Here is a 25,181-nt window from a genome sequence, read left to right as displayed (position 1 = left end):
CCCCCGCCCATGACCCGCGTGCTGTTGATCGAGGACGATCCCGCTGTACGCCGCGGGGTGGTCCTGGGGCTGCGCCGCTACGGGCACGAGACCGAGGCGGTCGGCAGTGGCGAGGACGGTCTGGAGTCCCTGGCGGAGTTCGGGCCCGACCTCGTGCTCCTGGATCTGATGCTGCCCGGCATGAACGGTCTGGAGGTGTGCCGCCGCATCCGCGAGACCAGCCAGATCCCCATTGTCATCCTCTCCGCCCGCGGCGACGACATGGACGTCGTGGTCGGTCTGGAGGCGGGCGCCGACGACTACGTGGTCAAGCCCGCGAGCGGCGCCCTCATCGAGGCGCGGATGCGCGCGGTACTGCGCCGCACCGCCCCCGCGCAGGCCGACACGGGCGCGCAGGCCGCACCGGCGGTCGTGGGCGATCTGCGCATCGACCGCGACGCGCTGAGTGTGCACCGCCGCGGTGAACTCGTGCCCCTCGCGCCGTCCGAGCTGAAACTCCTGCTCTTCCTGAGCGCGGCCCCCGAGCGGACCTTCAGCCGCCGCCACCTGCTCGAAGACGTCTGGGAACACAGCTACTACGGCGACGCGCGCCTGGTCGACGCCTGTGTGATGCGGCTGCGGTCGAAGATCGAGGACGATCCCCGCAAGCCCGTCTACATCCAGACCGTCCGAGGCTTCGGCTACCGGTTCGGCCCGGTGGACGCGTGAGGTTCGCCCCCGCACACGGGCTGCGCACCCGCCTGGTCGTGGCGTTCCTGCTCGTCGCCGCGCTCAGCGCACTGATCACCGCGGCCCTCACCTTCCGCCAGGCGCGCGGCGCGATCCTCCAGCGCACCCAGAACGCGGCCGTGCGCGACCTGCGGCTCCAGGTCGAATCGCTCGCCCCCAACCTGCCGCCCGAACCCACCGACGACGACCTGCGCGGTCTGGCACAACAGCTCGACCGGGCCGGCGGTGCCCGCGGCTGGAACACCGCCGTCTCCCGAGCCGACGGCCCGCCGCTCGGCACCGCGAACCCCATTAGCGCCGCCCTGCGCACCGCGGCCCGCAAGGACGACACCACCGTCTTCGAGCGCACCGAGCAGGGCGGCACCCCGCGCCTGGTGATCGCCATGCCGCTCGACTACGCCACCGACGGCGCCGCCGCACGGCCCTCGGGCCTCGTCGTGTACGCGGCCCTCGCGCTGCGCACCGAACAGGCCGACATTTCGGCGCTGATCACCGCGGCCTGGGCCGGCGCCGTCCCCGCCCTCGCCCTCGCCGCCGTACCGGCGCTGTTCGCCGCCCGCCGCGTCCTGCGACCGGTACGCCGGTTGCGTACGGCCGCCGAGAAGATCACCTCGGGCGCGCTCGACACCCGCCTGGAGGTGACGGGCAAGGACGAACTCGCCGAACTCACCGGCACCTTCAACACCATGGCGGCGGCGCTGGAACGGGACGACGGGGAACTGCGCCGGATGGAGGCCAACGCCCGCCGGTTCGCCGCCGACGTCTCCCACGAACTGCGCACCCCGCTCGCCGCGATGAGCGCCGTCACCGACGCGCTCGACGAGGACGCCCACTCCGGCCGGCTGCCCGAGGACACTGCCGACGCGGTGCTCCTGGTGAGCGACGAGACCCGCAAACTGGCCCGCATGGTCGAGGACTTGATGGAGATCTCCCGTTTCGACGCGGGCGCCGCCGCCCTCCATCTGGACGACGTCGGTCTGCGCACCCTGCTGCACAAGACGCTCGCCCTGCGCGGCTGGCGCGAACCCGAGCAGGTGGTCACCCGCGTGGAAGGGCTCGCGGAAGGTGTCCCCGGGTCCACCGCGACAGCGGAGCACGACGTCCGCGTACGGCTCGACGCCCGCCGCATCGACGTGGTGCTGGCCAACCTGATCGCCAACGCCCTGCGCCACGGCGCGCCCCCCGTCACGGTCACGGCCCGGGCCGCCGGCAAGCACCTCGTCCTCACCGTCGCCGACCGCGGCGCGGGCATCCCCGACGACGTCCTGACGCATGTCTTCGACCGCTTCTACAAGGCCGACACCGCACGCACCCGCTCCGAGGGCAGCGGACTCGGACTGGCCATCGCCGTGGAGAACGTACGCCTGCACGGCGGCACCCTGACCGCCGCCAACCTCCCGGGCGGGGGCGCCGTGTTCACGGTCGGGCTGCCGCTGGGCACGCCGGAGGAGGAGTCATGAGGCGCGCCCTCGGCTTTCTGGGCGCCGTGCTGGCGGGCGCGCTCGCCGGCTGCGGTGTCGGCACCACCGGCCCGGAACAGGCGGGTGCGCCCGCGTCGGGTCTGCGCCGCCCGGGCAGCGTCGAGCACTACGCGCAGCTGTACTTCGTCGGCCCCTACGGGGTCCAGGCGGTCGCGCGCCGGGTCGAGGCCCCGGCCGGCCCCCAGGAGGCGATCGATCTGCTGCTCGCGGGTCCGGGCGCCGCCGAGCGGGCGCGCGGACTGACCACGGAGGTGCCCGCCGGCCGCCCGATGGCGAGCGCGGGACCGGGGACCGTCGACCTCTATCTGCCGGTGCCGGTGGCGCGGATGAACGGTGGCGGCCTGGGCGTGACCCAGCTCGTGTGCACCGCCGCCAACGCCCAGGTGCCCGGCGGCAAACAGCCGCCCGAGGTGGACGTCCGCGTCCACGAGGCCGGCACGCCCGGCATCTGGACCGTGCGCTGTACCGCGGCGGGCAGTGTGATGCCGGTGCCGGAGCCGAGCCGGTCCTGAGGACGCCCGGCGCACCGACCGGGCGGTGAAAGCCGAGGTGGGGGGCCCGTGAGGCCGGTGGGGCGGTTGGTTACGATGAGGCCCGGACTGTGCCGGCCCCACCGGGCCCGCGCAAGGTCACGCTCTCTGCCGACCGCAGAGCCTGCCCCGAGCAGTGTCGACCGTTCCTGCCCCTTGTCGACCTGCCCGGCCGCGCGCCGCCTGCTGCGGAGATGTGCCCATGCCCCAGCCCGCCCCCCACGTCGAACCCGACGCCGCACGCCCCTCGACCCCACGCGTCACCGCGGTGGCGTGGCGGCGCCTGTCGGGCAAGGCGCCCTCGCGCCCGCCGGCCGGTGCCACCTTCCACACCGTCAGCGCCGCGGCCACCGTCCTGCTGATGCTGGTGGCCATCGGGGCCGTCATCCACGAACCGGTGCTGATACCGCCGCTCGCGGCCAGCGCCGCACTCGTGCACGGCGCCCCCACCCTCCCGCTGTCCCAGCCCCGCAACGTCGTCGTGGGCCATCTGCTGGGCGCGCTGACGGGGTACGCGGTGCTGGCCACCGTCGGCAGCTCGCCCTGGGCCACCGCTCTCGCGGGCGCCGCCACCATCGCGCTCACCCTGCTCGCCCGCGCACCCCACTCGCCCGCCTGCGCCACACCGGTGGTCGTGGTGCTCCAGCACCCGGCCCCGCAGAGCTTCCTGCCGCTGCTCGCCGGGGCGTGCGGGCTGCTCGTGCTCGGCGAGTACGCGGCCTCCCGCATCCGGCGCAACGCACCCAAGTACCCGGCCTACTGGTGGTAGCCCACCGGGTGGCCCGCCCTCGGCGGTGACGGCTCAGGCGGCCCGGCCCGAGCTCTCCCGGTGGGCGCGCACCAGGTCGGCGTAGCGGTGGCCGCTGGCCTTGATGGTGCGGGCCTGGGTGCGGTAGTCCACGTGGACCAGGCCGAAGCGCTTGTCGTAGCCGTAGGCCCACTCGAAGTTGTCCAGGAGCGACCAGGCGAAGTAGCCGGCGAGCGGCGCGCCCTTGCGGACCGCCGAGGCGCAGGCCGCCAGATGCCGCTCCAGGTAGTCGGTGCGCTCCGGGTCGGCGACGCTCCCGTCGGGACGGACCACGTCGGGGAACGAGGAGCCGTTCTCCGTGACGTAGATGCGGCGGGCCCCGTAGTCCTCGGTCAGGCGCAGCAGCAGCGATTCGATGCCCTCCGCCTCGATCTCCCAGTCCATTCCGGTGCGCGGCACCTCCTCACGGCGGATGGATCGCGCGTGGGGCACCGGCCCCTCGGGGTGGTCGGTGACGTACGCCGGGAAGTAGTAGTTCAGGCCGAGCCAGTCGAGCGGGGCCGCGATGGTCTCCAGGTCGCCCGGGCGCTCCGGCAGGTCGACGCCGTACACCTCGCGCATGTCGGCGGGGAAGCCGCGGCCGTGCACCGGGTCGAGCCACCAGCGGTTGACGTGCCCGTCCATGCGGCGGGCCGCGGCCAGGTCCTCGGTGCGGTCGGTGGCCGCGTGCACGGGGGAGAGGTTGTTCACGATGCCGATGTCGGCGCCCGGAGCCGCGGCCCGGACGGCCTGCACGGCCAGGCCGTGACCGAGCAGCAGGTGGTAGGAGGCGCGCACGGCGGCGGTGAGGTCGGTGAGACCGGGGGCCATCCTGCCTTCGAGGTGGCCGATCCAGGCCGAGCAGAGCGGCTCGTTGAGGGTGGCCCAGTGCGAGACCCGGTCGCCCAGGCGCTCGGCGACGACCGCGGCGTACGCGGCGAAGTGCTTGGCGGTGTCCCGCTCGGGCCAGCCGCCACGGTCCTGGAGCACCTGGGGGAGGTCCCAGTGGTAGAGCGTGACGGACGGGGCGATGCCCGCCGCGAGGAGCCCGTCGATCAGGCGGTCGTAGAAGTCCAGGCCCTTGGCGTTGACCGGACCGTCACCGCCCGGCACCACGCGCGGCCAGGCGACGGACAACCGGTAGGCGTTGACGCCGAGTTGCTTCAGGAGCGTCAGGTCCTGCGGCCACCGGTGGTAGTGGTCGCAGGCGATGTCTCCGTGGTCGTCGTTGTCGATCCTGCCCGGGGTGTGCGAGAAGGTGTCCCAGATGGACGGCGAGCGGCCGTCCTCGGCGACGGCCCCCTCGATCTGGTAGGCCGAAGTGGCCGTGCCCCACAGGAAGTCCTGCGGAAACGCGGCGAGGTCGATGGGTGCGGACACGGAAGTCCCTTTCGCGATACGGGAGTTGGTCACTTGACGGCGCCCGCCGTCAGACCGGTGACGAGATAGCGCTGGAGCAGCAGGAACCCGGCGACCACGGGCACGCTCACCACGAGCGAGGCGGCCATGATCTGGTTCCAGTACACGTCGTTGAGGGTGGAGTAGCCCTGGAGGCCGACGGCGAGGGTGCGGGTGGTGTCGTTGGTCATCACCGAGGCGAAGAGGACCTCGCCCCACGCGGTCATGAAGGCGTACACCGCCACCGCCACGATGCCCGGAACGGCGGCCGGCACCACCACCCGGAACAGCGCGCCGAGCGGACCGCAGCCGTCGACGAGCGCCGCCTCGTCCAGATCGCGCGGCACCGAGTCGAAGTAGCCGATCAGCATCCAGATGGAGAACGGCAGCGAGAAGGTGAGGTACGTCAGGATCAGCCCGCCGCGCGAGCCGAACAGCGCGACACCGGTGGCGTTCCCGATGTTGACGTACATCAGGAAGAGCGGGAGCAGGAACAGGATGCCGGGGAACATCTGCGTGGACAGCACGGTGATGGTGAAGACCCGCTTGCCGCGGAAGGAGTAGCGGCTGACCGCGTAGGCGGCGAAGACGGCGACGACCACCGAGCACACGGTCGCGGTGCCCGCCACGACCAGCGAGTTCATGAAGTACTTGGCGAGCGGCACCGTCGACCAGATGTCGACGTACGGACGGATCGTCAGCCCGCTGGGCAGCCAGCGGAACTTCCCGGAGACGTCCTGCAGCGGTTTGAGCGAGCTGGACACCATGACGTACACCGGCAGCAGCACGAACCCGGTGAGCAGGGTGAGGAAGATCCGCCGGGACCACAGGAAGGACCGCGGCGGCGCCATCGGCGAGGGCGCCGGCCGGTGGGCGGGGCGGGGCGCCCCGGTGGTGCTAGACATCGGCCGCCTTCCTTCCTCGGGAGGTCACCAGCAGGTAGCCGCCCGTCACGACCAGCAGGAAGAGCAGCAGCAGCACGGACATGGCGGAGCCGGTACCGAAGTTCCAGGTGACGAACGACGACTGGTAGATGTGGATGGAGATCAGATCGGCCGCCTCCGGCGCCGACTTGCCGAACAGCACGTACGGCGTGTTGAAGTCGTTGAACGTCCACAGGAAGAGCACCAGCACGAGCACCTGGTTGACCGGACGCAGCGAGGGCAGCGTGATGCGGCGGACCTGCTGGAGCATGCCCGCCCCGTCGAGGGCGGCGGCCTCGTACAGCTCCTTGGGGATGTTCTGGAGGCCCGCCATCACGATGAGGAAGGCGAAGGGCCACCCCTTCCACACCGACACGGTCAGCAGGGCGTAGAAGCTGTTGTCGCCGATGAGCCAGAACGACGGTTCGCCGGTGAGGTGCAGCTGGTCGTGCAGGACGTGGTTCACCAGGCCGTTGTCGTGCTGGAACATGAACGCCCACGTGATGACGGCCGCGTACACCGGCAGCGCGTACGGCACCAGGAAGACGGCCCGCAGCAGGCCCCGGCCGCGGAAGGCGTCCTGCATGAACAGCGCGGCCGTCGTCCCGATCAGCCAGCAAAGGCCCACCGAGAGCAGGGTGAAGACGACGGTGACGAGGAAGGAGTGGAGCAGCGCCTCGCCGACCGCACCGTGGAAGTCCACCGATAGACGGTAGTTGTCGATGCCGGACCAGGGGGCGGTGCCCCAGTCGCGGATGTAGAACTGGGTCAGTTCCTTGAAGCTCATCGTGATGCCGATGACCATCGGCACCAGGTGGACGAGCAGTTCGAGCAGCAGGGCCGGCAGCAGGAGCAGATAGGGCAGTCCGATGCGCCTGATCCGCCCGGGGCGGCGGCGCGGGCCGCGCGCCGCCGCGGGGGAGTGCTCGGGCGCCGACCGCGTGCCCGCGGGAGGGGCCGTGGTGGTCATGAGTGCTCCGGCCCTCACTTCTTGGGCATCTGCTGCTGGGCCTTGTCGAGCTTGGCCTTCACCGACTCGGTGGTCACCGGCCGGCCGGCCGCCGCGTCGGCGAAGAGCTCCTTCACGGCCGTGCCGACGGCCGTCTCGAACTGCGACTCGTCGGGCACCTGCGGCAGGGCCTGCGCGCTCTCGGCCAGGGTCTGGCGGAGCACCGCCGTGCCCTGCGAGTTGAACGCCGCGTCCAGCTGCGCCGTCTTCACCGGCGGGATGGAGCCGTAGGTGGCGTTGAGCAGCTTCTGCTCCGCGTCGCTCGTCATGAACTTCACGAACTGGGCGGCGCCGTCGAGGTTGTGGGTGTTCTTGAAGACGGCCATGTTGATCCCGGCCACCATCGAGTTGGTCTGGGCGCCGGTTCCCGGAGCGCCGGACTGCACGGGCGCCGGGGCCACACCCCACTCGGAGTCCTTCATGCCGAGGGACTTGAAGGTCGCCGACGCCGTCTGCCACAGCACCATCGCCGTCTTGCCCTTGGCGAAGTCGCTCAGCGACTGGTTCTGCGCGTACTCGGCGTTGCTCGCGTTGACGACCTTGTCCTTGGCCATCAGGTCGACGTACTGCTTGACCGCCGCGACCGCGCCGTCACTGGTGAAGCTGGGCTTGCCGTCCGTGGTGAAGAAGTCCGCGCCGTGCTGCTTGGCGAGCACGAAGACCTGGTGGATGTTGTTCGAGAGGTTGGAGCCCTCGGCGCCCAGGCCGTTCTTGCCCTTCGCCTCCAGCTTCTTGCCGTCGGCGACCAGCTCGTCCCAGGTGGCCGGGGGCCCCGAGATGCCGGCGTCGGCGAAGGCCTGCTTGTTGTAGTACAGCGCGTACGCCATCGAGTAGAGCGGCACCGCGGCCGGGTCCTGGCCGGGGACGCCGGTGGAGCCGAGCGCCGAGTCGACGAACCGGTCCTTGCCGCCGATCTTGGCGAAGTTCGCCGCGTCCCACGGCAGCAGGGCGCCGGTGGCCTGGAGCGAGGCGCTCCAGGTGTTGCCGATGTTCAGTACGTCCGGGCCCTGGCCCGAGGTGGCGGCGGTCAGGATCCGGTTGAGCAGATCCGACCAGGGCACGACCTCCAGCTTCACCTTGATGCCCGTCTGCTTCTCGAACTTGTCGAGCTCGGGCCGCAGGACCTTCTCGTCCACCGAGACGCTGGCGCCCTGGTTGGAGGCCCAGTACGTGAGCGTCTTGGGCGAGTCGTTGGACCCGCCGCCCGAGGCGGAGCCTCCGCCGCAGGCCGTGGCCGCGAGGGCGAGAGACAGGGTGGCGGCGCCTATGGCCGCGGCTCTGATGGTGCGCATGGCCCCTGGTGTCCCTTTCCGGGAGAAGAAAAAACCGTGCGGGCGCCTTCGGAGGCGCCCGGTCGGGCGTTCGACTCCTGAAGGTGCACATGGCTTAATTTAAGACGTGAGTTAAGCGGCGTCGCGGTGAGCCGTCAAGAGATGAAGCAGGGTGTCTCACGCAACGAACCCGTCGAGCACGTGCCCAAGTGGCCCCGCGCCGCGAGACGATGGCCCACGACCTGCTGCGGGGTCGCCGGCACGCCGATTGCAACGGTTGTGTGTCGACGGGGAGTTGAGCCGATGGGGAATTGAAACGACGGCGTCGGGCAGGGAGGCCCGGGCACCGGACGGGTGGGCCCCCGCGGAGTTACGCCGTCTCGCGTACGACCAGCTCGGGATCGAAGACGACGGACGTCGCCTCCGTGCGCTCGCCGCGGATGTGCTGGTCGAGCAGGCGCGCCATCTCGGCCGCCATCTGCTCCACCGGCTGGCGGACCGTGGTCAGCGGCGGACGGCAGGACAGGGCGATGCCCGAGTCGTCGAACCCGATGACCGCGACGTCGTCGGGCACCCGGCGCCCCCGCTCGCGCAGAAGCTGGCAGACGCCCTGGGCCATCAGATCGTTCGCCGCGAACACCCCGTCCACATCCGGGTGTTCGGCCAGCAGCCGGGCCATCGCGGCGATGCCGCTGTCCAGGGTGAAGCCACCCTCGGCGACCGGCACATGGGGATGCCCGCCGCGCGCCAACGTGTCACGGAACCCGGCGAGCCGCTCCTGGCTCGCGGCAACGTCGAGCGGGCCCGTCACCGTCGCCGGCCTGCGGCAGCCGCGCTCGATGAGACGGCGTGCCGCCAGCCGTCCGCCGTCGTGGTGGTCGAGGTCCACATAGCTCAGCGGCACCGCCGAAGCGGGCCGCGCGAAGAGCACGGTGGGCAGTCCGGCCCCGGCCAGCTGGGCGGGGAGGGGATCGTCGGCGTGCGTCGAGACGACGAGCGCGCCGTCCGCGCGGCCCTGCCGCAGATAGGTGAGCACCTCGGCGCGGTCGTCGGCGGACTCGGCGAACATCAGCACCGGGTGCATGGAGCGCGGCTGCAGGAAACCGACGACCCCCGCGACCACCCGGCCGAAGAACGGGTCGGCGAACACCCGGGCGGCGAACGCCTCCTGGCTCTCCCCTGGCCCGCCCCCGGCCCCCGAGACCACCAGCGCGATGGTCTCGGCGCGCCGGGTCACCAGCGACCGGGCCGCCCGGTTGGGCGCGTACCCGGTCCGCTCGATCGCCCGCTGCACCTGTTCCTGGATCGCCGGGTCCACGTTGCGGACGCCGTTGACGACCCGGGACACGGTCGCCCGGGAGACGCCCGCCTCGCGGGCGACGTCCTCCAGGGTGGGGGCCTGCCTGCTCATGCCCGCACCTTAACGGCATGCCGGGGACACCGTATAGAGCGCTCTCCTTCCTCCCGTCGGGACCGCCGCGGCACGGCTCCTGACCCGGGCGCGGGCCGGGAGCCGGTCAGTCGGCCGCCCGCAGCTCCACATCGAGCAGCAGCGGCACGTCCCCCGCCGAACGGCCCGCGAACACCCGGCAGGGCCCCGGCTCGGTGTGCCACCGATGGGCCGCCTCGTCCCAGTGCCGCAGCAGCCGGGCCGGGACGCGCACCTGCGCCGTCACGCTCTCGCCGGGCCCGGCGCTCACGGCCGCATATCCCGCGAACCACCGCTGCGGGAAGTCCACGGTGGCGCCCGGCCGGGCCAGATACACCTGGACGACCTCCCGCCCGGGCCGCGCACCGGTGTTGCGCACCCGGACGCGCACGGTGAACGACTCGCCGGCCCGCACCCGCGAGGGGCCGGTCAGCTCCTCGTAGGCCCACCTGGTGAACCCCAGACCGTGCCCGAACCAGTAGGCCGGGGTGCGCCCCGCCCGGAGCCAGCCGCGGTGCCCGATGTGCAGGCCCTCGCCGTAGGTGAGCCGGCCGTCCGTGGGGCGGGTCTCGGTGACCGGTGCGTCCGCGAGTGCGGCGGGCCAGGTGGTGGGCAGCCGGCCGCCCGGCTCCCTGCGGCCCAGCAGGACGTCGGCGAGTCCCGCGCCGCCCTCCTGCCCGGGGAACCAGGACAGGAGCAGCGCTCCCACCTCGTCCCGCCAGGGCAGTTCCACCGGACCTCCGCTGTTGACGACGGCCACCGTGCGCGGATTGGCGGCGGCCACCGCGCGGACCAGGGCGTCCTGCTGGGGGTCGAGCCGCAGATGGACGCGGTCGAGGCCCTCGCGTTCGTCGTCCTCCGTGGTGCCGACGACGACCACCGCCACGTCCGCCGCGCGGGCCGCCTCGGCGGCGGCTGCGAGCGCGACGCCCGTGGCGGGGGCGGGCGGCGCCGCGCCCACGATCACCGCGCGCCCCGTGTCCGGGGCGAGTTCGCGGCGTGCCACGAGCAGGGGAGCGGTGCCCGTGGTCAGTTCGGCGGTGACGGTGTGGCCGGGAGGTGTGACGTGGATCAGCGCCGGGTCGTCGGTCTCGCGGGGAAAGTCGCCGGCGAGCAGTTCCCGTCCGTCGAGCGACAGACTCATCCGTCCGAAGCCGGCGATGCCCAGCGTCCAGACACCCGAGAGGCGCGGGCGCAGCCGCGCCCGGATCTCCACGGTGTGCGCGCCAGGCGGCAGGGACGGCTCCAACTGCCGTGCGCCCAGGCGGTGTTCGGAGCTGAGCACGCCGCCGTCGACGTCCAGGACGCGCAGCCGCAGCCCGGGCTCCCCGGTCTCCGGATCCGTGCACAGCGACGCGTCCAGCGGGGGCGGCGGCCCCGCCGGCGCCGGGCCCGGGACGTACACCACCCTCGCCCGCCCGCGGAGCCGGGCCCGGAGGCCGTCCAGGACGGCGATCTCCTTCTGCGGGAACACCCCGGCGCTGCCGCCGCCCTGGGTGCGGGTGCGCGCGGCGTGGGCGCCGATCACCGCCACCGTGCCCAGGTCCCGCACGTCCAGCGGCAGCACGTCCCGGTTGGTCAGCAGCACCGCGCCGGCCGCCGCCGCCTCGCGGACCAGGGCCCGCACCGCCGCCGGACGCGGATGCGGCCGCGGCCACGGGTGAGGGTCGCGGCCCAGCACGCCCAGCCGGGCGGCGAGCCGCAGCAGGTGCCGCACCTTGTCGTCCACGACCTCCTGCGCGATCTCCCCCCGCTCCACCGCGCCCAGCAGCGCCTCGCCCCACACCCCCTCGGGCCCCGGCATCACCAGATCGAGACCGGCGCGCGCCGTCTCCACGGTGGTGCGCGCCGCGCCCCAGTCGGAGACGACGACGCCGTCGAAGCCCCACTCGGACCTCAGCGGGGTGGTGAGCAGTGAACTCGCGCTCGTGGTCGTGCCGTTGACCGCGTTGTAGCCCGCCATCACCACCCGGACACCGGCCGCGACGGCCGCCTCGAACGGCGCGAGGTACACCTCGCGCAGGGCGCGCTCGCCGACCCGTACGTCCACGGTCAACCGCTCCGTCTCGGAGTCGTTGGCCACGTAGTGCTTGGCGGCGGCGGCCACCTGGTGCGCCTGAATGCCGCGCACCAGGGCCGCCCCCATGCGGCCGGTCAGCTCCGGGTCCTCCGAGAAGCACTCGAAGTGCCGGCCGCCGAGCGGACTGCGGTGCAGATTGAGGTTGGGCGCGAGGACCACGTGCACGCCCTTGCGCCGCGCCTCCAGGGCGAGGAGCGAGCCGAGCCGCTCGACCAGCGGCTCGTCCCAGGTGGCGGCGAGCGCGGTGGCCGAAGGCAGCAGTACGGCGGTGTGCCGCTCGTCCCACGACGGGCCGCGCACGCCGGCGGGACCGTCCGACAGCACCAACGGCCGCAGCTCCACGGCGGGTTCCGCCGCCGTGCGCCAGGTGTCGGCCCCCGTGAGCAGCCCGACCCTGGCCGCCGGTGTCAGCTTGTCGATCAGCCGGTCCAGCTCGTCCTCGTCCCTCATCCCGCCCCCTCATCGCCTTTCCCGCACCGCAAAGTGACGGTGTGTCAGTTGTAGACGCCGAACTCGTACAGCGAGTAGCCGTAACCCGTCCCGCGGGCCGTGCCGTTGACCCGGACGTAACGGCCGGTGCCGTGGAGGTCGAAGTCGTCCACGCCGCCGTTGCCGTCGGTCACCGTGCGCAGCGTCTGCCAGGTCCGCCCGTCGTCGGACGTCTGGATCGTGTAGGCCTTGGCGTACGAGGCCTCCCACAGCAGCTGCACATGGGTGAAGGACGTGCGCTGTCCGAGATCGACCTGGAGCCACTGCGGGTCGCTCCAGTCGCTGGCCCAGCGGGTGGTCGGGCTGCCGTCCACGGCGTTGGCCGCGGTGCACGGGCAGTCCCCGTAGCTCGGCTGGAAGGACGACGCGGTCGCCGGCTTGCCGCGGGCGATGTTCGTCCCGCTCACCACCGGCGGCACGACCCTGATGGAGCGGGTCTCGACCCCCACGTTGCCGTGCCCGTCGGTCGCCTTGACGTAGACCTTCCACACGCCGGGCCGGTCGGGCGCGGTGAACGTGAGCCGGCCGCCGCCCAGGTCGGTGAACGGAAGCGACACCAGCTGCTTGGAGGCGTCGAGGTAGTTGCTGTTGTCGAGGACCTCGTAGGAGATCGGGTCGCCGTTGGGGTCGCTCGCGCGGACGTCCAGGGTCACGGGCCGGCCCGCCTGCACGCCGCCGGCGCCGCCCTCGACGTCCAGGGCGGAGATCACGGGCGGGGTGTTGTCGTGCGAGGTGTCACCGCCGTAGGCCCGCTTGACCGCGTAGTACGAGAGCCGCTTCTGGCCCGCGGGCAGCAGGTTGAACCAGATGCCGCCGAAGTCGTACTCGGTTCCGTAGTGGAACATCGTCGCGCCGAGCGCCACCCCGCGGTGCCCGGTGATACAGCCCCATGCCCTGGTGTACCCGTCGGCCTTGGCCTGGTCGGTGGGCTCCTGCGGCACGCCGTTGGCGTCGTCGGGCACCTCCCACTCACCCGCGGGCCCGGTCTCGGTCACGATGTACGGCTTGGTGTACCCGCCCTGCTCCCAGGCGGACCGCACGTCGCACACCGCGTTGTAGGAATTGACCGCGTACAGGTCCAGGTCGGGGGCGTTCTTCTTGAAGTAGGGCCACGCGCCCACCCAGGCGTCCGTCGAGGTGACCGGGTGGTTCGGGTCGACGGCGTGGATCTTCTTGGTGATGTCGTTGACCAGTGTCGTGTAGGCGTCGCGCTGCCGCTCCAACTCGGCCCCGCTGTAACAGTTCTGGAGGCCGAGCACGGATTCGTTGCCGACGTCCCACATGAGGACGCCGGCGTTGTCCTTGTAGGTGCTGACCCACTTCGGGAACTCGTCGAGCACCTGGTTCTTGTACGTGGTGTCGGTCAGGTAGTTGACGCAGCCGCCCGCTCCGGGGCCGCCGCCCGGCTGGAGCCAGAAGCCCGCGATGACCTTGATGCCATGGGCCGCCGCCGAGTCGAAGAGCGGCTTGCTGGATGCGTCGGTGCCCCAGGTCCGGATGGTGTTGACACCCATGGACTGGAGGTCCGGCAGATAGCGGTCGGCGTCCGCGACGGAGGGGCCCCAGGTCAGGCCCTTGATCTGGTAGGGCTGCCCGTTCACGGACAACTGCCAGTTGCCCTGGTTTCCGGTCACCTTGACGACGCTTCCCGCCGCGTGGGCGGTGGTCGCGGGCAGGGCGGCGAGGGCGCCGGCGGTCAGCACCGCCGCGGTCAGCGGGGCGAGGAGGCGGCGGGGGCGGATGCGGGGTGGTCGGGACATGGCGGTCCTTTGCGGTGGGGGTGTGCGGGGTGGGGGCGTACCGGCGGGTGTGTACGGGTGTTGGCCGGCCCGGCCGCGGCGGGACGAGTGGGCGGCCGGGCCGGCGGACAGGGAGGCGGACGGACTCAGGGGAGCCGGTAGTCGGCGTTCAGGGCCGCGCCCGCTTCGGGGTGGGTCTGGTCGTAGCCGCGCGCGTCGCACTGGAGGCCACCCACGACGCAGTGGTCCACGAGGGCCTTGAGCGTGGCGTCGTCCCAGGCGTTGAAGAAGTCGTAGTGGAAGGAGTAGCTCGGTCCGCTCGCGAGCCTCGCCTGGGAGAGGTCACCGTTGACCGGGAACGCCATCTTGAACTCGATCATCGGCAACGCGACCGGGTGGTCGGCGGGGCACATGTTGTCGTTGGTGCCGGGCTTCACCACGGGGTAGGCCATGTGGGACTTGTGGTCCGGTGTGTCCAGGTACTTGCCGCCCCAGCAACTGGGCGCCTGGAAGCGGATGTTGAGCTGGACGTCGGCCCGGCTGGGGCAGTTGGTGGGGAAGGTGACGTTGAAGAAGCTGTCGCCGCACTCCCAGCCCTCGACGAAGCCGCGGTGGTTGCGGAACTCCTCGGCCGTCTGCATCGGGCTGGCGACCACGAACCGCAGCCCCTTGGGGAAGGGCCGGACACTGGTGTAGTCGGTGACGCCGGCCTTGTAGTAGATCGTCTGGGGGCCGACCGGCAGGATCTTCTGGGAGCCGTTGAACAGCGTCGGCATCCAGTAACCCGACTTGTCCCCCGGCGCCTTGCAGGTCGTGGACCCGGCGTCCAGTGACGCGGTGGTGCTGTTCGCGTTCGTCGAGGTGTTGCCCATGAACGTGTGGTCGTGGGACTTGCCCGGCTGCTGCGGGTAGACGATCGGGTCGTCCGGCGCGGTGTGCGTCACCGAACAGTTGGCCTGGAACTCGTGGAAGTAGCGGTGCGGTGGATCCTGTGTGGACGGGGTGGCGCCGGTGACCGGCGGGTTCGCCGGGATGTAGCCGTCGCCGTCCGGGTCGTCGGGGGAGTGGGCCGTGGAGACGGGCATCGCCATGGCCGCCATGTCGTGGGCGGGCTGTACGGCTGCGGCCGGTGCGGCGGCCGCGGTGCCGGCGGGTGCGTCGACGCTCGCGGCGACACCGCCGAGGCCGAGCGTCGTGAGCAGGGCCGCGCCCGCGATCAGGGTGCCGGAGAGGAGCTTCGATCTCCGTGGCATGGAGACCTCCTGGAGGTGGGGGACGGGGAGCAGGGTGGGCGACCGGTTGCGCGAGTTCACCGGCCGGTCGCCGGGAGAGCGCTCTCCCGGTGTGGAGTCTCGGGGCGCCGGAGCGAGGGTGTCAAGAGAGATGACGGGAGAAAGCCGGGCCCCTGGCGCCTCGTCCGACGAACCGCATGGCCGTACGCGGTACGGCAGTTGAAAGATGTGGCGGCCCACCGGGCCCCGCCGCCCCAGGACTTGACGACCTGTGAACGCGAGCCCCGGTGATTTCTGCCCGGGCCCTTGACGTTGCCTTCGGCTGGATGAAGCATTCCCCGGCGAGAGAGCGCTCCCCCACCTCCCACCGTTCACCTCTTGAACCAGGAGAGCCGCCGCATGGCATCCGTTCCCCCCGACTCCACCGACCCCCGTCCGTCCGCGGTCACCCGCCGCACCGTGCTCGGCGCCGCCGCCGCGGCGGCCCCCCTGATCACGGGTCTGGCAGCCGCCCCGGCCTCGGCGGCCCGCCCGGACGTCCGGCCCCGGGCGCTGCCCGGCGGCGGCGACCTCGGCCCCAACGTCCTGGTCTTCGACCCGACTACGCCCGGTATCCAGGCCAAGCTCGACCAGGTCTTCCACCAGCAGGAGTCGGCCCAGTTCGGCACCGGCCGCTACGCCCTGCTGTTCAAACCCGGCACCTACAACGGTCTCAACGCGCAGATCGGGTTCTACACCTCGATCGCCGGACTCGGCCTCTCGCCCGACGACACCACCATCAACGGCGACGTCACGGTCGACGCCGGCTGGGCCAACGGCAACGCCACCCAGAACTTCTGGCGCTCAGCCGAGAACCTGACCCTGGTGCCGGTCAGCGGCACCGACCGCTGGGCCGTCGCCCAGGCCGCGCCGTTCCGCCGGATGCACGTACGCGGCGGCCTCAACCTCGCCCCGGCCGGCTACGGCTGGGCCAGCGGCGGCTACATCGCGGACAGCCGCATCGACGGCCAGGTCGGCCCGTATTCGCAGCAGCAGTGGTACACCCGCGACAGTGTGATCGGCGGCTGGGTCAACGCCGTGTGGAACATGGTGTTCTCCGGCGTCCAGGGCGCCCCCGCGCAGAGCTTCCCGAACCCGCCGTACACCACGCTCGACACCACCCCGGTCTCGCGCGAGAAGCCGTTCCTCTACCTGAGCGGCGGCGAATACCGCGTCTTCCTGCCGGAGAAGCGCACCAACGCCCGCGGGGTCACCTGGGGCAACGGCACGCCGCGGGGCACCTCGCTGTCGCTCGCGCAGTTCTACGTGGCCAAGCCCGGAGTGAGCGCCGCCACCCTCAACCAGGCTCTGGCGCAAGGACTTCACCTGCTCCTGACGCCGGGCATCTACCACGTGGACCAGCCCATCCAGGTCAACCGGGCCGGCACCGTCGTGCTCGGGCTCGGTTACGCCACGATCGTGCCGGACAACGGGGCGACCGCGCTGCGGGTCGCCGATGTGGACGGCGTCCGCCTCGCGGGATTCCTCATCGACGCCGGGCCGGTCAACTCCGCCACGCTCCTGGAGATAGGCCCCCGGGGCTCCTCGCGCGACCACTCGGCCGATCCGACCACCGTGCAGGACGTGTTCGTCCGCATCGGCGGGGCCGGGGCGGGCAAGGCCACCACCAGCATGGTCATCAACAGCCGGCACACCATCGTCGACCACACCTGGGTGTGGCGGGCCGACCACGGGGCGGGGGTCGGCTGGGACACCAACCGCGCCGACTACGGCGTGGTCGTCAACGGCGACGACGTGCTGTGCACCGGTCTGTTCGTCGAGCACTTCAACAAGTACGACGTCCAGTGGCTCGGACAGCGGGGCCGCACCATCTTCTTCCAGAACGAGAAGGCCTACGACGCCCCGAACCAGGCGGCCGTCCAGGACGGAGGGGTCAAGGGGTACGCGGCCTACAAGGTCGCCGACGGCGTCACCACGCACGAGGCGTGGGGGCTCGGCAGTTACTGCAACTACACCGCCGACCCGGGGATCGTGCAGCACCACGGGTTTGCGGCGCCCAACCGGGCGGGGGTGAAGTTCCATGATGTGCTGGTGGTGTCGTTGGGGGGGAATGGGCAGTACGAGCATGTCGTCAACGAGGTCGGGGCGGGGACGTCGGGGACGTCCACTGTGCCGTCCACGGTGGTGTCCTATCCCTGACGTTCCGCCGCACTGGGCCCGGCTCCCTGGGGCTCCGCCCCAGACCCCCGGGGGGTTTGCCCACCCGCCCGCCCGTGCGGGGGGTGGATAGGCCCGGCTCCCTGGGGCTCCGCCCCAGACCCCGAGGGGTCTGCCCACCCACCCGCCCGTGCAGCGGGCTGGAAGGGTTCGGCCCCTGGGGCTGCGCCCCAGACCCCCTGAGGGGCTCCGCCCCTCGAACCCCAGCGGGGGCTCCGCCCCCTGCACCCCCCATCGCGCCTGAACGGCGCTCGTCCTCAAACGCCGGACGGGCTGAGGTGCCCGGTGCTGCCCAGCACCGGTCCTGCCCGGGGGCGCGGGGAACTGCGCGAGAAGCGACCACGGTCCGCAGATGACCGGGGTTGAGGGGCGCGGGGAACTGCGCGAGACGCGGGCGCGGTCCGCAGGCGATCGGACTCGCCGGACAGGCCCGGGATGCCAACGCGGGCCGGTACCAGTTCTGTTGGGGGCGCGGGGAACTGCGCACGACGCGGGCGCGGTCTGCGGGGTGTCCGGGGGTTGGGGGCCGGGCGGGGTTGAGGCCCCGCGCTGCCCCTAGCCCGCTGCGCCGCGGCGCGAGCCGGGTAGGGCGCGGGCCAGCAGGACCGCTGCCGCCACGATCATGAGGAAGCCCAGGCCGTACGGCGTGGCGTGTCCGGCGCTCGCGTACAGCCAGCCCGCCAGCAGCGGCGCGCTCAGCTGGATCGCCGAGCCGATGGAGGAGATGCCCCCCGCGAGCCACCCCTGTTCGTCCTCCCGGACCGAGTTGGACATCAGCCCGTCCAGCGCGGCGGTCATGGCGCCCTGGCCCGAGGCGAACAACAGGGCCGCTACGGCGAGGAGTTGGGGCAGATCGAGCGAGAACGCGACCAGAGCCATGCCTGCGCACCCCAGGGCCTGGGCCGCGATGCCGGAGACCACCACGCCCCGTTCCCCGATGCGGGGCAGGAGCAGCGCGAGCAGCCCGCCCTGGATGACGATGTCGAGTACCCCGGCTATGGAGAGGAGCAGCCCGATCTGGGTGGGACCCCACCCGACGGTGTCCCTGCCGAGGACGGACAGGTTGTTGGCGTAGAAGTAGAACGGCACGCTGACCAGGGTGAACCCGCAGAGCAGCAGCCGCAGTTCGGGGCGGCCGAAGGCCTCCCTCAGCACCTTGAACGGGTGGAGGTCCGCGAGCTTCAGCCCGGCCGCGCGATGCTGCGGCGCGAGGCTCTCCGGCAGGGCGACCAGCGACACGAGGCCCACCAGGACGGCTGTCAGGGCGGTCGCCCACACCGGGGCGTCCAGGCTCAGCTTGGCGAGCACGCCGCCGATCGCGGGGCCGACCATCATGCCGACGCCGACCAGCGCTCCGAGCAGCCCGTAGCGCTTGGTGCGGTCCTCGGCCGGGGTGATGTCGGCGACGTAGGCGAAGATCGCGGGCATGTCTCCGGCGCACAGGCCCTGGAGCGCCCGGCCCGCGATGAGCACCCACAGCGCGCCGCCGACACCGAACACCGCGTATGCCGCGGCCGCTCCGAAGGCGCTGATGATCAGGACGGGCCGGCGCCCCACCCGGTCCGACAGGGCGCCGAGCAGGGGCGCGACCAGGAACGCACACAGGGCGTTGACCGATTCGAGCACCCCCACCCACAGTGCGAGCGAGCCCGCGTCGACGTATTCCAGGGTGACGAACGGCAGGACCGGAAACACCACGGTCATCCCGATCGAGTTGAGCAGCGTCAGACACACGATGACGAGCCAGGCCCGCCGGAACGTGGGGGGCGGCCCCTCGGCGGGCGCGGCTTCGGTGTCGGTCGACGAGGTGGTCATGGCTTCCTCCGGTGAGAAGAGACGGGCCGCTCTCTAGGGTCATCGGAGCAGGCCTGAAAATGGAACCGTTCTGGGTTCGGTACTGCTATGGTTATCTCATGGCGGCGAAGCAAACGGCAAACGAGCAGGTGGGGCGGCGCGAGCGGAAGAAGGCGCAGACCCGCAGATCCATCGCGGAGACGGCTCTGCGGCTGTTCCTGGAGCGCGGTTACGAAGCGGTCGGCGTGCGCGAGGTGGCTCAGGAGGCGGACGTGGCGACCGCCACGCTCTTCGCCCACTTCCCCTCGAAGGAGGCCCTCGTCTTCGACCAGGACGACGAGCAGGAAGGGGCGCTGCTCGATGTCGTGCGTAACCGCCCGGAGGGCGTCTCCGTACCCGAGGCGCTGCGGCGCTGGTTCCACGGCATGGTCGAGGCCGCCAGGGGCGAGCCGGAGCTCGACCGCTTCCACCGGCTCGTCGAGAGCACACCGGCCCTGCGGGAGTACTCGGCGAAGATGTGGCTGCGTCACGAGGAGGCGCTCGCCGCGGTCATCGCCGCCGATGCCGGACTGCCCGCGTCCGACACCGCCTCCCACCTGGTGGCCAGGACCGCCCTCGGGGTCATCCCGTCCATCTCCTCGCTCGACGAGGGCGACCGGATCGTCGACGAGACCTTCGACTTCGTCGAGGCGGGGTGGGCCGCCGCCACGGCGGATGCATGAGGCGGCGGCGAGCGGTGCGAGGAGGCGTTAATTCGGATGCCCGCGGCCCGGGCCCCGACTAGAGTCGCCGGCATGCACCTCTTCCAGATCTACGGCTGACACCGCCGGAGCCGGCACCCCGGCCCCGCTCCGCACACCGAGTGCGCCCACGACCCGGGCCCGACGGCCCAGTCGCGGCGCACCGGTTCGCCGTGTCCTTCCGCCGCAGATCTGAAATGAGTGATCCGCCTTGTCAGCCACACCTTCCGCGCCCCGTCGGCGCGCCCACATCGCGATGGTCGGCGTGCCCGCCGTCAGCCACATCCTGCCCAGCATCGAGATCATGCGGGAGCTGGTGGCCCGCGGCCACCGGGTGACCTACGCCAACGACCCCGCGGTCGCCGGCCTCATCACCCCCACCGGAGCCCAACTCGTCCCCTGTACCTCGGTGTTGCCGGTCGCCGACAACAACTGGCCCGACGACCCCATCGCCGCCATGGAACTCTTCCTCGACGACGCCGTACAGGCACTCCCGCAGTTGCGCGCCGTCTACGAGGACGACCCGGCCGATCTGTACCTGTACGACATCGGGGCGTACGCGGCCCGCGCCCTCGCCGAATCGCAGCGCCGTCCACTGCTGCAGCTGTCCCCGACCTTCGTGGGCTGGGAAGGCTACGGCGAGGACGTGGCCGCCTACCTCAAGCAGCTCCCGGGAGCCACCGCCTACCGCGCCAAGTTCGCGGCGTGGCTCGCTGGTTGCGGGGCCACCACCACCGACGTGGACGCCTTCTCCGGGCGGCCCGCCCGCTCCCTCGCGACGATCTTGCGGTCCATGCAGCCGTACGCCGACCGGGTCGACGCCGACGCGGTCACCTTCGTCGGGCCCTGCTTCGACCCGGCGGCCGACGCGGGGGAGTGGACGCGACCCGCGGACGCGGACAAGGTGCTGCTCATCTCCTTCGGCTCCGCCTACACCCGGCAACCCGGGTTCTACCGTCAGTGCCTCGCCGCCTTCGGCGACCTGCCCGGCTGGCACGTCGTGCTGCAGATCGGCACCTATACCAAGGCCGAGGAGCTCGGGGCGATCCCGTCCAACGTCGAGGTCCTCACCTGGGGGCCGCAGCGGGCGATCCTGGAACAGGCGGACGCCTTCGTGACCCACGCCGGCATGGGCGGTTGCACGGAGGGGCTCCGCGCCGGCGTTCCGATGATCGCCGTGCCACAGGCCGCCGACCAGTTCATGAACGCCGACCGTCTCGTGGAACTGGGCGTGGCCCGCCGCATCGACACGGCGGACGCCACCGCCGAGGCGCTGGGGGCGGCTCTGCACGCCCTGGTCACCGACGCCGAGGTCGCCCGGCGCTCGGCCGAGCTGCGCGCCGAGGCCCTGGCGGCCGGCGGTGTCCCGTACGCCGCCGACCTCGTCGAGGCCATGCTGGTCTGACCATCGAGGGGCCCGGGCCGACCGAGGCGTTAGGGGCCCGGGCTGCTGCCGACCCGGGCCGCTGCCGGCCCGGGTCATGGCCGGCCCCGGCCGACGCGGCGGGAGGCGGCGAATCGTCGCCTCCCGTCCCGGCCGCCGCAGGTGAGCCGTGTCTCACCTGACCGGCGCCGCTTGTCTATGCAACGAGTTGCATAGAAGGATTCGAGCATGGCGCTTGAGCACGCGATCCTCGTCTCGCTGTTGGAGAAGCCGGGCTCCGGCTATGAGCTGGCCCGGCGCTTCGACCGGTCCATCGGCTACTTCTGGGCGGCCACGCACCAGCAGATCTACCGCATCCTCAAGCGCATGGAGAACGACGGCTGGATCGACGCCCGCGAGGTCGCCCAGCACAACCGGCCGGACAAGAAGGAGTACTCCGTCTCCGACCCCGGCCGGGCCGCGCTCTCGCGGTGGCTGCACGAGCCCATCGAGCCCGAGAGCGTCCGGCACGAACTCGCCGTCAAGATCCGCGGCGCCGCCTTCGACGATCCGGCCGCCCTGCTCCGCGAGGTCGAACGGCACCACCGGGCCCACTCCGACCGCCTCGCGCACTACCTCGCCGGAGAGACGCGCGACTTCACCGGCCCGGACGCGCCAGCGCCCGACACCGGGCGCGAGCTCCAGCACGTCGTGCTGCGGGGCGGCATCGCGTACGAACGGATGACGCTGGCCTGGCTCGACGACGTGATCGCCACCCTCAGGCGGCTCGGCGCCGACGGCTGAACCGGCCACCCTCGGGTCTCGCCCGCGGCGCTCCCGACCGGCGCCGGCCGTCGCACGCACGCGCGCCGCGCCACCCCTCACCTCCCTCCCACCCTCATCAACTCCCTTAGCCGGAAAGGCGAACGACCATGGCCGACCCGCTGCTGTTCAACCCGCGCACCTACGACCCGACGCACTTCGACCCGGAGACGCGCAGGCTGCTGCGCGCCACCGTCGACTGGTTCGAGCAGCGCGGCAAGCGCCGGTTGATCGAGGACTACCGCTCGCGCGCCTGGCTCGGCGACTTCCTCGCGTTCTCCGCCAAGGAAGGCCTCTTCGCCACCTTCCTCACCCCGGCCTCCGCCGCGGGAGAGGACACCGGGGACAAGCGCTGGGACACCGCCCGCATCGCCGCCCTGAACGAGATCTTCGGCTTCTACGGCCTCGACTACTGGTACGCCTGGCAGGTCACCATCCTGGGCCTCGGCCCGGTCTGGCAGAGCGACAACACCGCGGCCCGCGAGCGGGCGGCCGAACTCCTCGCCCAGGGCGAGGTGTTCGCCTTCGGCCTGTCGGAGAAGACCCACGGCGCGGACATCTACTCCACCGACATGCTCCTGGAGCCCGACGGCGACGGCGGCTTCCGGGCCACCGGCAGCAAGTACTACATCGGCAACGGCAACGCGGCCGGACTGGTCTCCGTCTTCGGCCGGCGCACCGACGTGGAGGGCCCCGACGGCTACGTCTTCTTCGCGGCGGACAGCCGCCACGAGGCGTACCACCTCGTGAAGAACGTGGTCGACTCCTCCAAGTACGTCAGCGAGTTCCGCCTGGCCGACTACCCGGTGGCCGCCGAGGACGTCCTGCACACCGGCCGCGCCGCGTTCGACGCCGCCCTCAACACCGTGAACGTCGGCAAGTTCAACCTGTGCACGGCCTCGATCGGCATCTGTGAACACGCGATGTACGAGGCCGTCACCCACGCACAGAACCGCGTCCTGTACGGCCGTCCCGTCACCGCGTTCCCGCATGTGCGCCGGGAGTTGGCCGACGCCTACGTACGCCTCGTCGGCATGAAGCTGTTCAGCGACCGCGCCGTGGACTACTTCCGCTCCGCTGGCCCCGACGACCGGCGCTACCTCCTCTTCAACCCCATGACGAAGATGAAGGTGACCACCGAGGGCGAGAAGGTCATCGACCTGATGTGGGACGTCATCGCGGCCAAGGGCTTCGAGAAGGACACCTACTTCGCCCAGGCGGCCGTCGAGATCCGTGGCCTGCCCAAGCTGGAGGGCACGGTCCACGTCAACCTCGCGCTGATCCTGAAGTTCATGCGCAACCACCTGCTCGACCCGGCCGACTACGCGCCCGTGCCGACCCGCCTCGACGCGGCCGACGACGCGTTCCTGTTCCAGCAGGGGCCGGCCCGCGGCCTCGGAGCCGTCCGGTTCCACGACTGGCGCCCCGCCTACGACTCCTACGCCGACCTGCCCAACGTGGCCCGCTTCCGCGAACAGGCCGACGCGCTCTGCACGTTCGTCACCACCGCCGCGCCCGACGAGGAGCAGAGCCGCGACCTCGACCTGCTGCTCGCCGTCGGTCAGCTCTTCGCCCTGGTCGTGCACGGCCAGCTGATCCTGGAGCAGGCCCGTCTGACGGACCTGGACGAGGACGTACTGGACGAGCTCTTCGCCGTCCTCGTACGGGACTTCTCCGCGCACGCCGTCGAACTGCACGGCAAGGACTCCGCCACGGCCGAACAGCAGAGCTGGGCACTGGGCGCGGTGCGCCGCCCGGTCGTCGACGAGGACCGTTCGGCCCGGGTCTGGGCCCGAGTGGAGGCGCTGTCCGGCACCTACGAGATGGCGCCCTGACCGTCGCCGCGTGACCTTTCCCCGGTGCCCGTTTCCGGCGCCGGGGAAAGGCACCACCGTCTCGCGTGCGCGGTGCCCCGCGCCGGGGTCAGGCCAGGCGGGCGTAGTCCGGCAGGTCGATCGCACGGGATGCGAGGGTGAGCGCGTCGGGAGTGCTGCTGGTCTGTTCGGCCCGGCGAAGGGCGAGCCGCTGGTTGACGCGTACGTACTCCCGCATCACGTCCTCGTAGCGGGCGAAGGCGCTGTGGTGGTCGTCGTGCTGACTGAGTTCGCCGGCCAGCACATAGGCCCCGACCATCGCGATGCTGGTGCCCTGTCCCGACCTCGGCGAGGGGCAGTAACCTGCGTCACCGGCGAGCGCGACCCGGCCGTTCGACCAGCGGTCGCAATGGATCTGGCTCATCGAGTCGAAGTAGAAGTCCGGCGCCTGCCACATGCGCTCCAGGAGCCGGGGCGTCTCCCAGCCGACCCCCGCGAACCGCTCGGCCAGGATGGCCCGTTGCCGATCGAGGTCGCGGTGGTCGTAGTCGAGCACGGGGGAGTCGAAGAGCAGCATCGCGCGCGCCTCGGCATTGTGGCGCGCGCTGTAGACGCCGACCAGCGCGCCCTCGCTCTGGTGGTACATCTGCCAATGGTCGAGTTCGAGGAAGTTGTCCACACTGAAGACGGCGAGATAACTGCCGAGGAACTGGAGGAACTCCGCCTCCGGGCCGAAGGCCAGGCGCCGCACCTGGGAATGCAGACCGTCCGCGCCGATCACGAGGTCGAAACTGCGGGGCCGCTCGTGCCGGAAGCGCACCTCCACGGCGTCGTCGTGCTGTTCCAGGGAGGTGATGACGTCGCCGAACAAGTACTCCGTCCCGTAGCGGCTCGCGTCGAACAGCATGGTCGTCAGATCGTCGCGCATGATCTCCAGGTCGTCGTTGGCTATCAGGCCGCCGGTCAGCGTGGCCTCGGTGGACCGTGACAACTCCTGGCCCAGATCGTCCAGGAACGACATGCCGCGGATGTCGGTCGTCGCGGCCCGTGCCTTGTCGAGCAGCCGCATCCGTTCCACGACCGATAAGGCCGAGCCGCGAATGTCGATGGCCTGCCCGCCCCTGCGCAGCCCCGGTGCCCGCTCCACCACGGTGGGCCGCAATCCCGCCCGCTGCAACCAGTGGGCCAGCGTCAGGCCCGTGATGCTCGCCCCGGATATCAGAATGTTCGCCTCGCGCACGGCTTCTCTCCCCAAAGTGCTTGCTGTGCGTCCCGCGCGCCGCGTGATGCGTAGCGCGGGACTCGTCGGATCGAGTCTTGGCAGGGGAGAGCCG

At 71.8% G+C, this 25,181-nt stretch carries 19 protein-coding genes; 9 read left to right on the top strand and 10 right to left on the bottom strand.

Translation table 11 applies throughout. From position 1 onward, the window contains the following. Positions 1–9: 9 nt before the first annotated feature. From ACGF3I_RS01345 to ACGF3I_RS01330, 4 genes are all read left to right on the top strand, one after another. A complete protein-coding gene (locus tag ACGF3I_RS01345) occupies positions 10–708 on the top strand; it encodes a response regulator (RefSeq protein WP_393128434.1) in 699 nt (232 codons plus the stop codon). Further along, positions 705–2,189 carry a sensor histidine kinase gene (locus ACGF3I_RS01340; protein WP_393128433.1) on the top strand — a complete coding sequence of 495 codons (1,485 nt, stop codon included), beginning with the start codon at positions 705–707 and terminating at the stop codon, positions 2,187–2,189. Before ACGF3I_RS01345 ends, ACGF3I_RS01340 begins: the two co-directional genes overlap by 4 nt. Continuing rightward, the gene (locus ACGF3I_RS01335) at positions 2,186–2,722 is read left to right on the top strand and encodes a hypothetical protein (protein ID WP_393128432.1); all 537 of its coding nucleotides are present in this window, start codon (positions 2,186–2,188) and stop codon (positions 2,720–2,722) included. Before ACGF3I_RS01340 ends, ACGF3I_RS01335 begins: the two co-directional genes overlap by 4 nt. A gap of 220 nt (positions 2,723–2,942) precedes the next feature. Continuing rightward, a complete protein-coding gene (locus tag ACGF3I_RS01330; protein WP_393128431.1) occupies positions 2,943–3,509 on the top strand; it encodes an HPP family protein in 567 nt (188 codons plus the stop codon). A gap of 33 nt (positions 3,510–3,542) precedes the next feature. Here the strand turns inward: ACGF3I_RS01330 and ACGF3I_RS01325 are convergent, their stop codons facing one another. From ACGF3I_RS01325 to ACGF3I_RS01290, 8 genes are all read right to left on the bottom strand, one after another. Then, entirely contained in the window at positions 3,543–4,907 is a 1,365-nt protein-coding gene (locus ACGF3I_RS01325; RefSeq protein ID WP_393128430.1) for a GH1 family beta-glucosidase, read from the bottom strand. A 29-nt stretch (positions 4,908–4,936) separates the two neighbouring features. Next, positions 4,937–5,830, bottom strand: coding sequence for a carbohydrate ABC transporter permease (locus ACGF3I_RS01320; protein ID WP_393128429.1), 894 nt, complete (start codon positions 5,828–5,830; stop codon positions 4,937–4,939). Further along, positions 5,823–6,818, bottom strand: a complete 996-nt coding sequence (locus ACGF3I_RS01315; RefSeq protein WP_393128428.1) for a carbohydrate ABC transporter permease — start codon at positions 6,816–6,818, stop codon at positions 5,823–5,825. Before ACGF3I_RS01315 ends, ACGF3I_RS01320 begins: the two co-directional genes overlap by 8 nt. A gap of 14 nt (positions 6,819–6,832) precedes the next feature. Next, entirely contained in the window at positions 6,833–8,149 is a 1,317-nt protein-coding gene (locus tag ACGF3I_RS01310; protein ID WP_393128427.1) for an ABC transporter substrate-binding protein, read from the bottom strand. A gap of 349 nt (positions 8,150–8,498) precedes the next feature. After that, positions 8,499–9,539 carry a LacI family DNA-binding transcriptional regulator gene (locus tag ACGF3I_RS01305; protein WP_393128426.1) on the bottom strand — a complete coding sequence of 347 codons (1,041 nt, stop codon included), beginning with the start codon at positions 9,537–9,539 and terminating at the stop codon, positions 8,499–8,501. 106 nt (positions 9,540–9,645) lie between these two features. Beyond that, positions 9,646–12,087, bottom strand: coding sequence for a glycoside hydrolase family 3 C-terminal domain-containing protein (locus ACGF3I_RS01300; protein WP_393128425.1), 2,442 nt, complete (start codon positions 12,085–12,087; stop codon positions 9,646–9,648). Between the two features lie 44 nt (positions 12,088–12,131). Further along, positions 12,132–13,886, bottom strand: coding sequence for a discoidin domain-containing protein (locus tag ACGF3I_RS01295; RefSeq protein WP_393128424.1), 1,755 nt, complete (start codon positions 13,884–13,886; stop codon positions 12,132–12,134). Between the two features lie 125 nt (positions 13,887–14,011). Then, entirely contained in the window at positions 14,012–15,118 is a 1,107-nt protein-coding gene (locus ACGF3I_RS01290; protein WP_393128423.1) for a DUF1996 domain-containing protein, read from the bottom strand. 378 nt (positions 15,119–15,496) lie between these two features. On the opposite strand from ACGF3I_RS01290, the gene ACGF3I_RS01285 reads away from it, so the two are divergent. Then, positions 15,497–17,296: a coagulation factor 5/8 type domain-containing protein gene (locus ACGF3I_RS01285; RefSeq protein ID WP_393128422.1), complete on the top strand. Its 1,800-nt coding sequence runs from the start codon at positions 15,497–15,499 to the stop codon at positions 17,294–17,296. A gap of 573 nt (positions 17,297–17,869) precedes the next feature. On the opposite strand, the gene ACGF3I_RS01280 is transcribed toward ACGF3I_RS01285, so the two are convergent. Continuing rightward, positions 17,870–19,129 carry an MFS transporter gene (locus tag ACGF3I_RS01280; protein WP_393128421.1) on the bottom strand — a complete coding sequence of 420 codons (1,260 nt, stop codon included), beginning with the start codon at positions 19,127–19,129 and terminating at the stop codon, positions 17,870–17,872. Between the two features lie 98 nt (positions 19,130–19,227). On the opposite strand from ACGF3I_RS01280, the gene ACGF3I_RS01275 reads away from it, so the two are divergent. From ACGF3I_RS01275 to ACGF3I_RS01260, 4 genes are all read left to right on the top strand, one after another. After that, the gene (locus ACGF3I_RS01275; RefSeq protein ID WP_393128420.1) at positions 19,228–19,830 is read left to right on the top strand and encodes a TetR/AcrR family transcriptional regulator; all 603 of its coding nucleotides are present in this window, start codon (positions 19,228–19,230) and stop codon (positions 19,828–19,830) included. A gap of 274 nt (positions 19,831–20,104) precedes the next feature. Further along, positions 20,105–21,253 (top strand): macrolide family glycosyltransferase, encoded by a 1,149-nt coding sequence (locus tag ACGF3I_RS01270; RefSeq protein WP_393129085.1) that lies wholly within the window; start codon positions 20,105–20,107, stop codon positions 21,251–21,253. Between the two features lie 207 nt (positions 21,254–21,460). Further along, positions 21,461–22,015 (top strand): PadR family transcriptional regulator, encoded by a 555-nt coding sequence (locus tag ACGF3I_RS01265; protein WP_393128419.1) that lies wholly within the window; start codon positions 21,461–21,463, stop codon positions 22,013–22,015. A 128-nt stretch (positions 22,016–22,143) separates the two neighbouring features. Continuing rightward, positions 22,144–23,868 (top strand): acyl-CoA dehydrogenase family protein, encoded by a 1,725-nt coding sequence (locus ACGF3I_RS01260; protein ID WP_393128418.1) that lies wholly within the window; start codon positions 22,144–22,146, stop codon positions 23,866–23,868. 88 nt (positions 23,869–23,956) lie between these two features. Here the strand turns inward: ACGF3I_RS01260 and ACGF3I_RS01255 are convergent, their stop codons facing one another. Next, positions 23,957–25,087 (bottom strand): FAD-dependent monooxygenase, encoded by a 1,131-nt coding sequence (locus ACGF3I_RS01255; protein ID WP_393128417.1) that lies wholly within the window; start codon positions 25,085–25,087, stop codon positions 23,957–23,959. Between the last annotated feature and the right edge of the window lie 94 nt (positions 25,088–25,181).

The organism is Streptomyces sp. NPDC048111, assembly GCF_043202815.1.
In the GTDB taxonomy this organism is placed as follows: domain Bacteria; phylum Actinomycetota; class Actinomycetes; order Streptomycetales; family Streptomycetaceae; genus Streptomyces.
Note: the sequence above shows the minus strand (reverse complement) of the source record. Positions and strands in the feature narration are given on the sequence as shown.

Excerpts from the sequence above, each read along its gene's own strand:
- ACGF3I_RS01345 (WP_393128434.1), top strand. The coding sequence starts at position 10 with ATGACCCGCGTGCTGTTGATCGAGGACGATCCCGCTGTACGCCGCGGG.
- ACGF3I_RS01335 (WP_393128432.1), top strand. The coding sequence starts at position 2,186 with ATGAGGCGCGCCCTCGGCTTTCTGGGCGCCGTGCTGGCGGGCGCGCTC.
- ACGF3I_RS01330 (WP_393128431.1), top strand. The coding sequence starts at position 2,943 with ATGCCCCAGCCCGCCCCCCACGTCGAACCCGACGCCGCACGCCCCTCG.
- ACGF3I_RS01320 (WP_393128429.1), bottom strand. The coding sequence starts at position 5,830 with ATGTCTAGCACCACCGGGGCGCCCCGCCCCGCCCACCGGCCGGCGCCC.
- ACGF3I_RS01315 (WP_393128428.1), bottom strand. The coding sequence starts at position 6,818 with ATGACCACCACGGCCCCTCCCGCGGGCACGCGGTCGGCGCCCGAGCAC.
- ACGF3I_RS01310 (WP_393128427.1), bottom strand. The coding sequence starts at position 8,149 with ATGCGCACCATCAGAGCCGCGGCCATAGGCGCCGCCACCCTGTCTCTC.
- ACGF3I_RS01305 (WP_393128426.1), bottom strand. The coding sequence starts at position 9,539 with ATGAGCAGGCAGGCCCCCACCCTGGAGGACGTCGCCCGCGAGGCGGGC.
- ACGF3I_RS01300 (WP_393128425.1), bottom strand. The coding sequence starts at position 12,087 with ATGAGGGACGAGGACGAGCTGGACCGGCTGATCGACAAGCTGACACCG.
- ACGF3I_RS01295 (WP_393128424.1), bottom strand. The coding sequence starts at position 13,886 with ATGTCCCGACCACCCCGCATCCGCCCCCGCCGCCTCCTCGCCCCGCTG.
- ACGF3I_RS01290 (WP_393128423.1), bottom strand. The coding sequence starts at position 15,118 with ATGCCACGGAGATCGAAGCTCCTCTCCGGCACCCTGATCGCGGGCGCG.
- ACGF3I_RS01285 (WP_393128422.1), top strand. The coding sequence starts at position 15,497 with ATGGCATCCGTTCCCCCCGACTCCACCGACCCCCGTCCGTCCGCGGTC.
- ACGF3I_RS01280 (WP_393128421.1), bottom strand. The coding sequence starts at position 19,129 with ATGACCACCTCGTCGACCGACACCGAAGCCGCGCCCGCCGAGGGGCCG.
- ACGF3I_RS01275 (WP_393128420.1), top strand. The coding sequence starts at position 19,228 with ATGGCGGCGAAGCAAACGGCAAACGAGCAGGTGGGGCGGCGCGAGCGG.
- ACGF3I_RS01270 (WP_393129085.1), top strand. The coding sequence starts at position 20,105 with ATGGTCGGCGTGCCCGCCGTCAGCCACATCCTGCCCAGCATCGAGATC.
- ACGF3I_RS01265 (WP_393128419.1), top strand. The coding sequence starts at position 21,461 with ATGGCGCTTGAGCACGCGATCCTCGTCTCGCTGTTGGAGAAGCCGGGC.
- ACGF3I_RS01260 (WP_393128418.1), top strand. The coding sequence starts at position 22,144 with ATGGCCGACCCGCTGCTGTTCAACCCGCGCACCTACGACCCGACGCAC.